This is a genomic window from Actinomadura sp. NPDC048021 (genome assembly GCF_040653135.1).
Taxonomy (GTDB): Bacteria; Actinomycetota; Actinomycetes; order Streptosporangiales; family Streptosporangiaceae; genus Spirillospora; species Spirillospora verrucosospora.
Genome location: NZ_JBEZJQ010000036.1, coordinates 33,796 through 47,573, shown reverse-complemented (window position 1 = coordinate 47,573; position 13,778 = coordinate 33,796). Strand labels below are relative to the sequence as shown.

Annotated in this window: 12 protein-coding genes; 9 read left to right on the top strand and 3 right to left on the bottom strand. The window is 73.5% G+C overall.

Translation table 11 applies throughout. From position 1 onward, the window contains the following. Positions 1–246 precede the first annotated feature (246 nt). Positions 247–924, bottom strand: coding sequence for a sigma-70 family RNA polymerase sigma factor (locus AB0C87_RS38785; RefSeq protein WP_345185787.1), 678 nt, complete (start codon positions 922–924; stop codon positions 247–249). 134 nt (positions 925–1,058) lie between these two features. Between AB0C87_RS38785 and AB0C87_RS38780 the strand changes: the two genes are divergently transcribed. From AB0C87_RS38780 to AB0C87_RS38745, 8 genes are all read left to right on the top strand, one after another. Continuing rightward, positions 1,059–2,375 carry an antibiotic biosynthesis monooxygenase gene (locus tag AB0C87_RS38780; protein WP_353834318.1) on the top strand — a complete coding sequence of 439 codons (1,317 nt, stop codon included), beginning with the start codon at positions 1,059–1,061 and terminating at the stop codon, positions 2,373–2,375. A gap of 16 nt (positions 2,376–2,391) precedes the next feature. Next, positions 2,392–2,628: a glutaredoxin family protein gene (locus AB0C87_RS38775; protein ID WP_360581697.1), complete on the top strand. Its 237-nt coding sequence runs from the start codon at positions 2,392–2,394 to the stop codon at positions 2,626–2,628. Between the two features lie 235 nt (positions 2,629–2,863). After that, positions 2,864–3,604 (top strand): redox-sensing transcriptional repressor Rex, encoded by a 741-nt coding sequence (locus tag AB0C87_RS38770; RefSeq protein ID WP_345185792.1) that lies wholly within the window; start codon positions 2,864–2,866, stop codon positions 3,602–3,604. 148 nt (positions 3,605–3,752) lie between these two features. Beyond that, positions 3,753–5,333 (top strand): glutamyl-tRNA reductase, encoded by a 1,581-nt coding sequence (locus AB0C87_RS38765; protein ID WP_360581683.1) that lies wholly within the window; start codon positions 3,753–3,755, stop codon positions 5,331–5,333. Next, on the top strand, positions 5,330–6,250 hold the full coding sequence (gene hemC / locus AB0C87_RS38760; RefSeq protein WP_345185798.1) for a hydroxymethylbilane synthase: 921 nt from the start codon (positions 5,330–5,332) through the stop codon (positions 6,248–6,250). The genes AB0C87_RS38765 and hemC overlap by 4 nt, the downstream gene beginning before the upstream one ends. A gap of 200 nt (positions 6,251–6,450) precedes the next feature. Continuing rightward, positions 6,451–7,980: a bifunctional uroporphyrinogen-III C-methyltransferase/uroporphyrinogen-III synthase gene (locus AB0C87_RS38755; RefSeq protein WP_345185819.1), complete on the top strand. Its 1,530-nt coding sequence runs from the start codon at positions 6,451–6,453 to the stop codon at positions 7,978–7,980. Positions 7,981–8,007: 27 nt separating this feature from the next. Further along, a complete protein-coding gene (gene hemB / locus AB0C87_RS38750) occupies positions 8,008–8,994 on the top strand; it encodes a porphobilinogen synthase (protein ID WP_353834315.1) in 987 nt (328 codons plus the stop codon). Positions 8,995–9,099: 105 nt separating this feature from the next. Beyond that, positions 9,100–9,744: a bifunctional DNA primase/polymerase gene (locus AB0C87_RS38745; protein ID WP_345185802.1), complete on the top strand. Its 645-nt coding sequence runs from the start codon at positions 9,100–9,102 to the stop codon at positions 9,742–9,744. A gap of 49 nt (positions 9,745–9,793) precedes the next feature. Here AB0C87_RS38745 and AB0C87_RS38740 read toward each other — a convergent pair whose 3' ends face one another. Then, on the bottom strand, positions 9,794–11,497 hold the full coding sequence (locus tag AB0C87_RS38740; protein ID WP_345185804.1) for a serine/threonine-protein kinase: 1,704 nt from the start codon (positions 11,495–11,497) through the stop codon (positions 9,794–9,796). Between the two features lie 87 nt (positions 11,498–11,584). On the opposite strand from AB0C87_RS38740, the gene hemL reads away from it, so the two are divergent. Next, the gene (gene hemL / locus AB0C87_RS38735) at positions 11,585–12,883 is read left to right on the top strand and encodes a glutamate-1-semialdehyde 2,1-aminomutase (RefSeq protein WP_345185807.1); all 1,299 of its coding nucleotides are present in this window, start codon (positions 11,585–11,587) and stop codon (positions 12,881–12,883) included. 10 nt (positions 12,884–12,893) lie between these two features. Here hemL and AB0C87_RS38730 read toward each other — a convergent pair whose 3' ends face one another. Then, a complete protein-coding gene (locus AB0C87_RS38730) occupies positions 12,894–13,766 on the bottom strand; it encodes a dihydrodipicolinate synthase family protein (RefSeq protein ID WP_360581682.1) in 873 nt (290 codons plus the stop codon). Positions 13,767–13,778: the final 12 nt, after the last annotated feature.

Sequence of the window (13,778 nt, the reverse complement as noted above, 5' to 3'; positions counted from 1 at the left end):
GGCGCGGAAAAGCGGGTCCGGTCCCGCGGTGCTCTCCCGCAGCCGGGCCAGCGCGTTCCCCTGCTCCGTGATCTTCTCTCGCCTCGTCAACACCGGGTTCTCACTGGCCGCTCCCTTGCGGACTCGTGGCGCGAGCGCGCTCCTGCCCGCTTGAACGATCGGTAGGTGGGCCGGGTTACGGCCCGAAAGTTCATTAATAAACTATCTGAGGGCCGCGCGGTCCCGCAGGGGGGCGGGGCGACACGGTCATCCGCGCAGGTCGTCCGGGAGCATACGAGCCAGCGAGCGGACCGCGCGGTACTGCAGCGCCTTGATCGCACCCGGCTTCTTGCCCATGATCAACGCGGTCTCGGCGACCGACAGGCCGTGCAGGAAGCGCAGCACCACGCACTCCTGCTGCTCGGAGTTCAGCCGCTGGACGGCCCGCAGCAGGGTCCGGTTGGTCATCGCGTCCAGGACGGCCCGCTCCGGGCCCTCCTGCGGGCGGTCCGGCTCGACCAGCTCGGCGGTGCAGACCTCCAGCCGGTAGCGGCCGGACTTGAAGTGGTCGGCGACCAGGTTGCGGGCGATCGTCACCAGCCAGGCCCCGAAGTCCTTGCCCTGCCAGTGGAAGTCGCACATGCGGCGGAGGGCGCGCAGGAACGTCTCGCTGGTGAGGTCCTCGGTGAGCTGGTGCGTGCCGACCCGGTAGTAGACGTACCGGTAGACGAGCTCGACGTAGTGGTCGTAGAGGGAGCCGAACGCCTCAGCGTCGCCGTCCCGCGCCCGCAGGACCAGCGCCTTGAGCATCTCGGCCCGCTCGGAGGCCTGGTCGGCGGCGCGGTCGGCGGTGCGGTCCCCGGCCCGGTCGGCCGGACGCGCGAGAGGGCTCCGAGAATGGCGAGGAAGTGGGATGACCCCGGCATCGAGGGTCAAGCTGCTCATGCAGTTCTCCTCGGGGCTTACGCGACCTCCGGCGTGAAGTGCCACTCTAGAGACCGAAAGGTACGCGAGGCAATGGTGCGTTCCTTGGCCGCGGTTACCCGTCAACCCCCCGGATCGGGCACCATGGGTGCGCGATGGTCGATGCTCTTCTCGCGTTGCTGGCGACCCTTGGTGCCCTGGCGGCCACCGGGTTGCTGGTTCAGCGCGCCTACAAGGACCGGCTGCTCTACCTGATCGCCTGGTCGTTCACGCAGGTCGGGCTCACGCTCGCGCTGCTGTCCATGAGCCTCGGCTTCATGATGGGGTTCAACGGCGCCTTCTTCCGCGTCATGGAACTCGGCGCCGCGCTGGTCGGGCCGGTGTGGCTCGCGCTCGGCATGATCGAGCTGATCGCGCGGTACGTGCAGGTCCGGTTCGGCGCCTGGCTCTTCACGATCTCCTACACGGTCGTCGCGATCGTGATCCTGATCCTGGACCCGCTGAAGGGCACGCTCGGCAAGAGCCTGCCGAAGCCGAGCGCCACCTACGACGCGCTGCCGCTGCTGCTGGTCGACGGCGCGCACGTCGTCGCCGTGCTGGCGCTCGCGGGGTGCACCGGCGTGACCGCCTGGCTGGCCAGCAAGCGCGACCAGGAGGCCGCCGAGCTGCTCATCCCGGTGGCGCTGGTCGCGCTCGCGGGCGTCCTGGTGGTCAGCGGCACCCGCGGCTTCCTGCCCGCCCCGCTCGCGGTGATCGCGCTCGGCGCGGCCGCCGGCCTCGTCTGGTACGGCTCGATGCGCACGATCCCCGTCTACGACGAGGACGCCGAGGGCTACGACGAGTACGGGGACGAGCCCGCGACGGGCTACGAGGAGCAGGGCTACGCGCAGGGCGCCAAGGCCGAGCCCGTCCCGGCGCCGACCCCGTCCCCCGAATCCCGGCGCGGCGAGCTGCGCTTCCCGGAGCCGGCTTCGGAGGAGCTGCGCTACCCCGAGAACACCAGCATCCCAGCGCCGCCCGCCTTCCCGGCGGGCGGCGACCCGGCGGGCGCCACGTCGATCGACGGCCCGCTCGGCGGCCCGCTCGACCGGTCCCCGCTAGCCGGTCTCGCCAAGCCCGGCGCCCTCGGCGGCGACCTGGCGAACGCGTGCGGCCAGATCACCGTCTACACGCTGCTGGACGGCCGCGAGGAGGCCTTCGACCGGCTCGCCGCCGACCTGGTGAAGGCCGCGCTGGCGGCCGAGCCCGAGACGCTGGTCTTCGCCTGCCACGAGGTGGTCGGCGGCCCCACGCAGCGGATCTTCTACCAGCTGTTCCGGGACCAGGCCGCGTTCGCCGCGCACCGCCGCCAGCCGCACCTGCAGCGCTTCCTGGGCGAGTCGCGCACCCACGTGATCGCCACGAACGTGATCGAGCTGAAGCTCGGCCCCGCCAAGGTGCCGCTCCCGGCGCCGGAGTTCCCCGGGAGGTGACGTGGCGCGCGACATCATGATCACGCTGCTCGGCAAGCCCGGCTGCCACCTCTGCGAGGAGGCCCGCGCGGTGATCGAGCGGGTCGGCCGCGACCTGGACGTGCCGTGGGAGGAGCGCGACATCACGCTCTCCGAGCAGGACACCGAGCAGTACTGGGAGCAGATCCCCGTCACGCTGATCAACGGCGTCCAGCACGACTTCTGGCGCGTCGACGAGGCCCGCCTGCGCGCGGCGATCGCGGGCCTTCGCTAGCCGCCCGCGCCGGGCCGTTCCCGCGCCGCCGTCCGGGCACGTGCCCGGGCATGTCTGGTCGGTCACACCCGGCCGCTTCCTGGCACTTCGCCCGTATGCTGAAAAGCCCCTGATTGACGTCGTTTCCGGGACGTCGCCCCGAACGCTCGCGGTCCGCGGAACCGGGGGCCCACTTTGTGCGCGTATTCACAAGGGCTTAACCTGGGGGACACACCGTCGAGCCGAAGAGCAGGCCGTGACACCTCGACAGAACCGGCACCGCGACCGCGCGGGCCGCGGAATCCCCGAAGCCACCGTGGCGCGGCTCCCGGTCTACCTGCGCGCCCTCACCGGGCTCCAGGAGCGCGGCGTCGCGACCGTTTCCTCCGAGGAGCTCGCCGCCGCGGCCGGCGTCAACTCGGCCAAGCTCCGCAAGGACCTGTCCCACCTCGGCTCCTACGGGACCCGCGGCGTCGGCTACGAGGTGGAGTACCTCGTCTACCAGATCTCCCGCGAGCTCGGCCTCACCCAGGACTGGGTCGTCGCCATCATCGGCGTCGGCAACCTCGGCCGGGCCCTGGCCGGCTACGGCGGTTTCGCGTCCCGCGGCTTCCGCGTGGCGGGCCTGCTCGACGCCGACGAGTCCATCGTCGGGCAGGAGATCTCCGGCATGACGGTGGAGCACACCGACCGGCTGGAGGACATGATCGCCGGGCACGGGGTGTCCATCGCCGTGATCGCGACCCCGGCCGGCGCGGCGCAGGGGGTGTGCGACCGCGTGGTCGCCGCCGGCGTGACGAGCGTTCTGAACTTCGCCCCGGTGGTGCTGTCGGTGCCCGACGGGGTGGACGTGCGCAAGGTCGATCTGTCCATCGAGCTGCAGATCCTCGCGTTCCACGAGCAGCGCAAGGCGGGCGGCCCCGACGGCTTCGCCCCGCTGGCGGCCGGCGAGACGCCGGCCGGTGCTGCGCACTACGTGGAAACGGTGGAAGCATGAGGTGGGCAAACCCGGGGGCGTGGAGGATCGCCCCCGTTCGACCGACGGCCGGAAGTGGAGCGGACCGAGGGGCCGCGGACGGCCCCTTCTCAGCAGGAGCTCGCACGGCGCGGGTGGGCGGAGACTCGGAAGATGCTGGAGACGGCGAATGAGCATTCTGGTCGTAGGCCTCAGCCACCGAAGCGCGCCCGTGGCGGTGCTGGAGCGGGCCGCGGTCGCCGGTGACGATCTCGTCAAGTTGTTGCACGCCGTGCACGCCTCCCCGAACGTCGCCGAGACCGCGATCGTCTCGACCTGCAACCGGGTCGAGATCTACGCGGTCGTCGGCAAGTTCCACGGCGGCGTCTCGGCGATCTCGGAGCTGCTGGCCCTGCACTCCGGCGTCCCGATGGACGACCTGTCGCGGCACCTGTACGTCCACTACGAGGAGCGTGCCGTCCAGCACGCGTTCGCGGTGGCGTGCGGGCTGGAGTCGATGGTCGTCGGCGAGGGGCAGATCCTCGGGCAGATCCGGCAGGCGTTCCGGCTGGCCCAGGACGAGGGCACGCTCGGGCGCGACCTGCACGACGTCCTGCAGCAGGCGCTGCGGGTCGGCAAGCGCGCCCACCACGAGACGGGGATCGACAAGGCCGGCGCGTCGCTGGTCAGCGTGGGCCTGGACGTCGCCGCCCGGCACCTCGGCCCCCTCCGCGACGTCCGCGCGCTGGTGGTCGGCGCCGGCTCGATGAGCTCGCTGGCCGCCGCGACGCTGAGCCGCGCCGGGGCGCGGGAGATCACCATCGCCAACCGGACCCCCGCGCGCGCGGAGCGCCTCGCCGGGTCGCTGGACGTCCCGTCCCGCGGGATCGGGCTGGCGGAACTGGACGCGGCCCTCGGCGAGGCCGACCTCGTGGTGTCGTGCACCGGCGCCGCCGGCCTGGTGATCACCGCCGAGCAGCTCGCGGCCCAGGGGGTCGGGACGGACGGACGGCGCCGCTTCCTCCTCGACCTGGCGCTCCCGCACGACGTGGAGCGCGCCGTGCGGAACCTGCCGGACGTCGAGCTGGCCGGGCTCGACGACCTGCGGACCGCGCAGGAGGCCGCGCAGGCCGTGGGCCCGGAGGCGGTCGAGGCCGTGCGGCGGATCGTGTGCACGGAGGTCGAGGCGTTCCTCAGCGCCGCCCGAGCCGCCGCCGTCGCGCCCACCGTCGTCGCTCTGCGCAGCAAGGCGGCCGGGGTGGTGGAGGCCGAGCTGAACCGGCTGAGCGGGCGGGTGCCGGAGATGGACGTCCGGGCCCGCAAAGAAATCGAGCAGACCGTGCGGCGCGTCGTGGACAAGCTGCTGCACGCGCCGACCGTCAAGGTCAAGGAGCTGGCGGCGGCGCCGGGCGGCGACTCCTACGCCGACGCGCTGCGCGAGCTGTTCGACCTGGACCCGAAGGCCCCCGAGGCGGTGGCCCGCGCCGACATGGGAGAGGGCGACGTCCGCGAGGGCGCGACGGCCTGGGACCCGAATCCGGACTGCGCGGAGGCCGACTGCGTCAGCCCCGCGTCCGCGCCGGGACAGGACTCCCTGTCCGAGGCGATGCCCGGCGCCCTGCCCGAGGCGATGCCCGACACCGTGGCCGAGGCGATGGCCGGGCCGCCCGCGGACGGTGTGAACGTCGAGACGGTGAACGCGCAGGCCGCGAGCGTGCGGGCGGTCAGCGCCCGCGACGCCGTCCCGGCGCACGAAGGAGACGAAGCGTGAGTACCGGGAGCAGGAGCCCGCTCCGGCTGGGCACCCGCAAGAGCCTGATGGCGACGACCCAGTCGCAGGGCGTCGCCGACGCGTTGTCGCGGCTCACGGGGCATGCTGTGGAGCTTGTCGGGGTAACGACGCAGGGTGATGTCTCCAAAGCCCTGCTCGCCCAGATCGGCGGGACGGGCGTGTTCGTCAACGCGCTTCGCGACAAGGTGCTGTCGGGCGAGGTGGACTTCGCGGTGCACTCGCTGAAGGACCTGCCGACGTCGGAGACGCCCGGGATCGCCCTCGCGGCCACCCCGGCCCGCGACGACGCCCGCGACGCACTGTGCGGCCCCGCGAAGCTCGCCGACCTGCCGCGCGGCGCGCGGATCGGCACGGGCTCGCCGCGCCGCGTCGCGCAGCTGCGGGCGCTCCGGCCGGACCTGGAGATCGTCCCCATCCGCGGCAACGCCGACACCCGGCTGCGCAAGGTCGCCGACGGCGAGCTGGACGCCGTGGTGCTCGCGCACGCGGGCCTGAAGAGGATCGGCCGGCTGGACGCCGTGAGCGAGGTCTTCGACCCCGACCAGATGCTGCCCGCCCCGGGGCAGGGGTCGCTGGCGCTGGAGTGCCGCGCCGACCGCGACGACCTGCGCGCCCTGCTCGGGACGATCGACGACCCCGCGACCCGGCGCGCCGTCACGGCCGAGCGGACGGTGCTGGCCGTGCTGGAGGCGGGCTGCTCCGCGCCCGTGGGAACATACGCTGCCGAAGTAGATGAAAGGCTGCATCTGACGGCGACCGTCGCGGCGTACGACGGCAGCAGGCAGGTGCGGCTGTCCGCAAGCGGCCACCCGGACGCCGCGGAGCAGCTCGGACGCGATCTCGCGGACCGGCTGCTCGCGCAGGGGGCCGACCAGTTGATGGGGGAACGCGAGTGAGCCCCGCCGCGAAGAGCGCCACGGCGAAGAGCAGCGCCGACGAGAGCAAGACCGACCCGACCGCCGACGAGACCACCGCCACCGACCAGACGACCGCCGACGGCACCGTCCGGCCCGTGAGGGCCGCGAAGACCGGCAGCCCCTCCAGGGGCGCGGCTCCGGCCGCGCCGCGCCGGACGGCCGGCCCGGGGACGGTCGCGATCGTCGGGATGGGGCCGGGCGACCCCGGTCTGCTGACCCTGCGGGCCGCCGCCGAGCTGGAGCGCGCCGACACCGTCGTCGTGAGCCGCGCGCACTGCCCGGCCGAGATCCTGACCCACTGCCGCCCGGACGCCGAGATCCTCGACACGGCGGACGGCGACCCCGTGAAGCTCGCCGCGCGGGCCGCGAAGGCGGGGCGCCGGGTCGTCCGGCTGTTCCGCGGCGACCCCGGAGTGGCCTGCAACTACGCCGCCGAGGGCGGCGCGCTGGCCAAGGCGGGCGTGCCGTTCGAGGTGGTGCCCGGCGTGTCCTCCGTGACCGCCGTGCCCGGGTACGCGGGCATCCCGCTGACCGACGCCGCGAACCGCGAGATCCGCGTCGTCGACGCCTCCGAGGGCGGCGTCGACTGGGAGCGGTTCGCCGCCCCGGACACCACCCTGGTCGTCCTCGGCGCCGAGGGCGCGGTCGCCGAGCTGTCCAAGGGCCTGGTCGCGGCGGGACGGCCCGACTCCACCCCGGCCGCGATGACGAGCCTCGGCACCACCACCGAGCAGGAGACCGTCGTCTCCACGCTGGGCAGGCTGGCGTCCGACACCAAGGGCATGGAGGCGCCCGCCCTGATCATCGTCGGGGACGTGGTGAACTGGCGCGACAAGCTGTCCTGGTTCGAGACGAAGCCGCTGTTCGGCTGGCGGGTCCTCGTGCCGCGCACCAAGGAGCAGGCCGCCTCCCTGTCGGACCAGCTCCGCGGGTACGGGGCCGTCCCGGACGAGGTCCCGACGATCTCCGTCGAGCCGCCGCGCACGCCCCAGCAGATGGAGCGGGCGGTGAAGGGCCTGGTCACCGGCCGGTACGAGTGGGTGGTGTTCACCTCCACGAACGCGGTCAAGGCCATCCGGGAGAAGTTCACCGACTACGGCCTGGACGCCCGCGCGTTCGCCGGGCTGAAGGTCGCCGCCGTCGGCGAGCAGACCGCCGCCGCGCTGGTGGAGTTCGGCGTCCACCCGGACCTGGTCCCCTCCGGGGAGCAGTCCGGCGAGGGCCTGGCCCGGGAGTGGCCGCCCTACGACGAGGACCTCGACCCCATCAACCGGGTCCTGCTGCCGCGCGCCGACATCGCCACCGACGTGCTCATCGCCCGGCTCACCGAGCTCGGCTGGGAGTGCGAGGACGTGACCGCCTACCGGACGGTCCGCGCCGCGCCGCCGCCCGCGCCGATCCGTGAGGCGATCAAGGGCGGCGGGTTCGACGCCGTGCTGTTCACCTCGTCCTCCACGGTGAAGAACCTGATCGGGATCGCGGGCAAGCCCCACAACGTGACCGTGATCGCCGTGATCGGGCCCCAGACGGCCAAGACGGCGGAGGAGTACGGGCTGCGCGTCGACGTCATGGCCGAGACTCCGTCGGTGTCGGCTCTCGCGGAGGCTCTCGCGGAGTACGGTGCCGGGCGGAGGGCGGCCCAGATCGAGGCGGGCGACCCGCTCCGCAAGCCCAGCCAGATGCGCCGGGGCGCCCGGCGCCGTAAGTAGACCCCGAAGCGGAGACACAGAGGGATCATGTCTGCACAGTTCCCCGTCGCACGCCCGCGGCGGTTGCGGCGCACGCCCGCGATGCGCCGGCTCGTCGCCGAGACCCGGCTCGGCCCGGCCGATCTGGTGCTGCCCGTGTTCGTCAAGGAGGGCATCTCCGAGGCGCAGCCGGTCGCGTCCATGCCGGGCGTGTTCCAGCACACCCGCGACAGCCTGCGCAAGGCCGCCCACGAGGCGGCCGAGGCCGGCGTCGGCGGCCTCATCCTGTTCGGCGTCCCGGCCGTGAAGGACGGCACGGGGTCCGCCGCCGACGACCCGGACGGCATCGTCCAGCGGGCGCTGCGCGATCTGAGGTCCGACCTCGGCGACGCGACCGTGGTCATGACCGACCTGTGCCTGGACGAGTACACCGACCACGGGCACTGCGGCATCCTCACCGAGTCCGGCGAGATCGACAACGACGCCACGCTGGAGCGGTACGCCTCCATCGCCCTGGCCCAGGCCGAGGCGGGCGCGGCGGTCGTCGGCCCGTCCGGGATGATGGACGGCCAGGTCGGCGCGATCCGCGAGGCCCTGGACGGCGCCGGCCACACCGACATCGCCATCATGGGCTACTCGGTGAAGTACGCCTCCGCCTACTACGGCCCGTTCCGCGACGCCGCCGAGTGCGCCCCGCAGTTCGGCGACCGGTCCACGCACCAGCAGGACCCGGCCAACGCCGACGAGTCGCTCCGCGAGGTCTTCCTCGACCTCGACGAGGGCGCCGACATGGTCATGGTCAAGCCCGCGGGGCCCTACCTCGACATCGTCCGCCGCGTCCGCGACGCCGTCGACGTCCCCGTGGTCGCCTACCAGGTGAGCGGCGAGTACGCGATGATCGAGGCCGCGGCCGAGAAGGGCTGGATCGACCGGGAGCGGACGATCATGGAGTCGCTGACGTCGATCCGCCGCGCCGGCGCCGACATCGTCCTCACCTACTGGGCCACCGAGGTGGCCCGCCGGCTGGCCCTCTAGTCACTTAGGGTCGTTTTCTCGGGGTTGCCGTGTCCGGGGTTCGCTCCGGCGGGCATCATCGTTAACCAAGAACCCACGTGCGACCTTGGGTATTGGGGGGCGGAGATGCTGGCGGTCTCGGGGAGCAGACGGCAGCGCGCGGCACGCGACCGGATGGCCGCGGCGGCGCGGGAGTACGCCGAACTGGGGTGGCCCTGCTATCCCGGCGCCCACCCCCCGGTGGGCGGTGACCGGGCGTGTTCGTGCGACCGCCTCGGCTGTCCCGACCCGGGCGCCCATCCGGTGTCGGCCGCCTGGGCGCACCAGGCGAGCGTCGACGCGGCCGTGATCAAACGCTGGTGGGCGGAGCGGCCGCAGGCCAACATCATCCTGCCGACGGGCCGGGTGTTCGACGTGTTCGACGTACCGGCCGCGGCCGGGACCATCGCCCTCGACCGGATCGCACGGGACGACCTCCCCGTCGGTCCGGTCGCGTCTTTCGGGGACGACCGGCACCTGTTCTTCGTCGCCACGCGCGGCGCGCCCGTCGACGAGGACGAGTGGTGGTCCTGCCAGCTGGACTGCTCCCCGGAGGACGTCGCCGAGACGCCGGGGATGCGGTGGCACTGCCGCGACAGCTACGTCGTCGCGCCGCCGTCCGTCCTGCCGTACGGGCGCGAGGCGGCGTGGCTGCGCCCGCCGTCCCGCGGCCCGTTGCCCGACCCGCTGCGCCTCCTGGAGGTCCTCTCGGACGCCTGCGAGGACGCCTAGCCGCGCATGCGGCCGCCTCGCCGGGCGAGGCGGCCGCACGCGGCGGTCGTCAGCGGGGCGCCTTGATGGGGGCCTTGCGGCCCCAGCCGCTGTAGGAGCCGCGCTGCATCTGGTTGCGGCCGTCCTCGGGTCCGGCGCGCACCCAGAACTTCACGGGGCGGAAGCCGGCGTCGAGCCTGACGGCGAACGCGATCTGCTGCGCGCCGGTCGCCTGCGACATCTGCGCGTACAGGGGGCCGACGCCGGGCGCCTGCGCCAGCTTCGCGGCGGGCGCCTCGCCCTCGTAGACCGCTCCAGACTTGCTGAGCTTCGTCGCCGCCCGCAGCAGCGCGGTCAGGTTCGCGACGGACCCGCCCTGGCGCACCCGGTCGCCGGCGGCCGGGTAGCCGTGGCCTCCGAGCGGCGACTGCCGCCACTTCTTCCCGGCGCGGACGTACAGCCGGTCCTGGACGATGACGGCCCTGACCGGCTTGCGGGCCGAGCCCGTCCCCGCCAGCGTCAGGGTGTAGGACGGGGCGCCGCCCTGGACCAGCCCGATCGTGCCCTGGCCGGTGACCGGGAAGCCGCAGCAGCCGGTCTGTCGGTAGCTGAACGCGGCGCCGGGCGTCTGGGCGACGGCCTGGTCGATGCGGGCGATGAGCGGCCCGGGGTCGACGCCGCCGACCGGCAGCGTCGGCTGCGGGCTGCTGCTCTGCGCGGGCGTCGGCTGGGGCGGCTGCTTCTCGCCGCCGAGCGAGGTGCCGCCCTTGAGCAGGACCGCGGCGCCCGCCCCCGCGGCGACGAGCACGACGGCGACGGCGGCGACCATCCAGCGCGTCCGCGACCGGCCCCCGCTCTTCGGGCCGGCGGTGACCGGGGTGCGGCCGCTGCCGCGGGACGGCTTCGGCTTGGGCGGCTCGGGCTGCTGCGCGGCCCGTGCGGCGAGCTCGGTGAGGCGGCCGCGGCCCTGCGCCTCCCAGGACGGCCCGTAGGCGGAGACGGCGGCGTCCTCCAGCGCGCCGAGGAAGTCGGCGGCGGACTTCGGCCGCTTCTCCGGCTCCTTGGCCAGGCCCTGGTGGATCAGGTCGCGCAGCGGCCCGGGGACCTCCTCGGCGGGGATCGGCGCCTCGCGGTGCTGCCGCGCCATGTTGCGGCCCGCGTACGGGGGCCGCCCGGTGAGGCACTCGTAGAAGATCGCGGTGGCGGCGTACAGGTCGGTGGCGACGGTCGCGGGCGCGCCGTCCCACAGTTCGGGCGCCGCGTACTGCGGGCCGTGCTGCGCCTCGGTGCCCGCGGCCGCCGTCGCGAAGTCGGTGAGGCGGGCGTTGCCCTCGGCGTCGACCATGATGTTCGCCGGGCGCATCGAACCGTGGACGAGATCATGGTCGTGCGCGGCCGCGAGGCCGAGGAGCGTGCCGCCCAGCATCGACAGGGCGGCGAGGGGGCCGCACGGGCCCTGCGCGGCGAGCATCCGCCGCAGGCTCACGCCCTCGACGTGCTGCGTCACGATCGCGGCGCCGTCGGCGGTCTCCACGAAGTCGTAGAGGTCGACCACGTTGGGGTCTTCGAGCTGGGACAGGCCCCGGGCCGCCACGCGGTAGCGCGCGAGAAACGCCTCGTCGGCGCCGAGCGCCGGGTCGAGGTATCTGATCGCGACTCGCGTGCCGGTCATGTCGTCGACCGCCAGCACCACCCGGCCCGAGGCTCCGCCGCCCAGTTCGCGTTCGTGGGTGAAACCCGGGACCGTCCAGCCGTTGACCACGGTGAAAGCCATCCCTCCGATGTCGTACTTGGTGGAATATCGGCCCGTACGCCACCGGGTCAAGGCAAGTCGCCGAACTGCAACTGAGAGACTGCAACCGTGACTGACTTCGATCGCTCCCGGCAGTTGTTCGACCGTTCCGCCGCCGTTGTCCCAGGTGGCGTCAACTCCCCGGTGCGGGCCTTTGGTGCCGTTGGCGGAACGCCCCGTTTCATGGCGTCCGGGCGTGGTCCGTACCTTACCGACGCTGACGGCAATACCTATGTCGATCTGGTGTGTTCGTGGGGACCGATGATCCTCGGGCACGCGCATCCGGCCGTCGTCGAGGCCGTTCGGGACGCGGCCGGGCGCGGAACGTCCTACGGCGCGCCCACCGAGGGCGAGGTGGAACTCGCCGAGGAGATCGTGTCCCGCACGCCGGCGGCGAAGGTCCGGCTGGTCAACTCCGGGACCGAGGCGACGATGTCGGCGATCCGGCTGGCCCGCGGGTTCACCGGCCGCACCAAGATCGTGAAGTTCGCGGGCTGCTACCACGGGCACGTGGACTCGCTGCTCGCCGCGGCGGGGTCCGGCGTCGCCACCTTCGGGCTCCCCGACACGCCGGGCGTGACCGGCGCGACCACGGCCGACACGCTGATCCTCCCCTACAACGACGTGACCGCCGTGGAGACGGCCTTCCACGACCACGGCACCGACATCGCCTGCGTGATCACCGAGGCGGTGCCGTGCAACATGGGCGTCGTCCCGCCGCTGGCCGGGTTCAACGCGCTGCTCAAGCGGCTGTGCGAGCGCCACGGCGCGCTCCTGGTGATCGACGAGGTGCTCACCGGGTTCCGGGCGTCGCGGTCCGGCTGGTTCGGGATCGAGGGCGTGGCCGGCGACCTGGTGACGTTCGGCAAGGTGATGGGCGGCGGGCTGCCCGCCGCGGCGTTCGGCGGCCGCGCCGACGTCATGGACCATCTCGCCCCCGCCGGGCCCGTCTACCAGGCCGGGACCCTGTCGGGGAACCCGCTCGCCACGGCCGCCGGGCTCGCCACGCTGCGCGGCGCCACCGACGAGGTGTACGCCGCGATCGACCGCTCGGCGGAGATCGTCTCGAAGGCCGCGTCCGAGGCGCTGGAGCGCGAGGGCGTCCCGCACTCGCTGCAGAACGCGGGCAACCTCTTCTCGATCTTCTTCACCGAGGGCGCGGTGGGCGACTTCGCCGCCGCGCAGCGGCAGGATCCCAAGGCGTACGCGGCCTTCTTCCACGCCGCCCTGGAGCGCGGGGTGTACCTGCCGCCTTCGGCGTACGAGGTGTGGTTCCTGTCGGCCGCGCACGACGACGAGGCTCTGGGACGCGTCCTGGAGGCCCTCCCGCACGCCGCCCGCGCCGCCGCCCGAGCTGCGGCGTCCTGAGGACGGGGTCCTAGAGCGGCAGACGGCGGAAAGCCTTCAAGGCGTTGACGACCGATTCGGGGCGCGGTGCGTGCAGGGGTGCGCGCACCGCCGGGTCGTCGATCAGCCCCTCGTCGGCCAGGCACGCCTTGAGGACGGCCGGGGACGGCTCGCCGAACAGCGCCTCCGCCATCGGCAGCAGGGCGTTGTGGAAGGTCAGCCCCCGCGCCCCGTTCCCCTCCCGTACGGCCCGCGCCATCGCGGCGTAGGCGGACGGGGCGAGGCACGCGCACGCGGCGACGCCGCCCGCCGCGCCGAGCTGGAGCATGGGGTAGATGAAGGCGTCGTCTCCGGACAGGATCGCCTTGCCGGGATTGGCCGCCAGCACGGCGAGGGTGTCCTGGTCGATCGCGCCCGCGCAGTGCTTCATGCCGGCGACGCAGTCGAGCGCGAGGATCTCCAGGAGGGCGTCGGCCGACAGGGGCCTCGCCGTCCGGTACGGCACGTTGTACGGGATCAGCGGGACGTCCACGGCCGCGCCGACGGCGGCGAAGTGGTCGATGACGCCCTCCTCCGACGGCCGCAGGTAGTACGGGACGACGACGAGCAGCGCGTCGGCGAGCGGGGCGCGCTCGCGGGCCTGGCGGATCGAGTCCTCGGTGCCCATGGTCCCGGCGCCCACCGTCAGCGGCGTCCCGTGCTCGATCGAGACGCCCCGGCACACCTCCAGCACCGTCCGCTGCTCGGCGGCGGTCAGCAGCGCGGCCTCGCCGGTGGTGCCGAGCGCGACGAGGCCGTCCGCGCCGTTCTCCAGGCAGTGGCGGGCGAGGCGTTCGAGGGACTTGGCGTCCACCTCGCCGGAGCCGGTGAACGGCGTGACGAGCGGCGCGTGGATTCCGTGCATGGATCTCACCTC

Bases quoted from the DNA above. Each gene is read 5' to 3' on its own strand.
- AB0C87_RS38745 (WP_345185802.1), top strand. From the start codon at position 9,100: ATGCTGGCGGTCTCGGGGAGCAGACGGCAGCGCGCGGCACGCGACCGG.
- AB0C87_RS38730 (WP_360581682.1), bottom strand. From the start codon at position 13,766: ATGCACGGAATCCACGCGCCGCTCGTCACGCCGTTCACCGGCTCCGGC.
- AB0C87_RS38785 (WP_345185787.1), bottom strand. From the start codon at position 924: ATGAGCAGCTTGACCCTCGATGCCGGGGTCATCCCACTTCCTCGCCAT.
- AB0C87_RS38780 (WP_353834318.1), top strand. From the start codon at position 1,059: ATGGTCGATGCTCTTCTCGCGTTGCTGGCGACCCTTGGTGCCCTGGCG.
- AB0C87_RS38775 (WP_360581697.1), top strand. From the start codon at position 2,392: ATGATCACGCTGCTCGGCAAGCCCGGCTGCCACCTCTGCGAGGAGGCC.
- AB0C87_RS38765 (WP_360581683.1), top strand. From the start codon at position 3,753: ATGAGCATTCTGGTCGTAGGCCTCAGCCACCGAAGCGCGCCCGTGGCG.
- AB0C87_RS38740 (WP_345185804.1), bottom strand. From the start codon at position 11,497: ATGGCTTTCACCGTGGTCAACGGCTGGACGGTCCCGGGTTTCACCCAC.
- hemB (WP_353834315.1), top strand. From the start codon at position 8,008: ATGTCTGCACAGTTCCCCGTCGCACGCCCGCGGCGGTTGCGGCGCACG.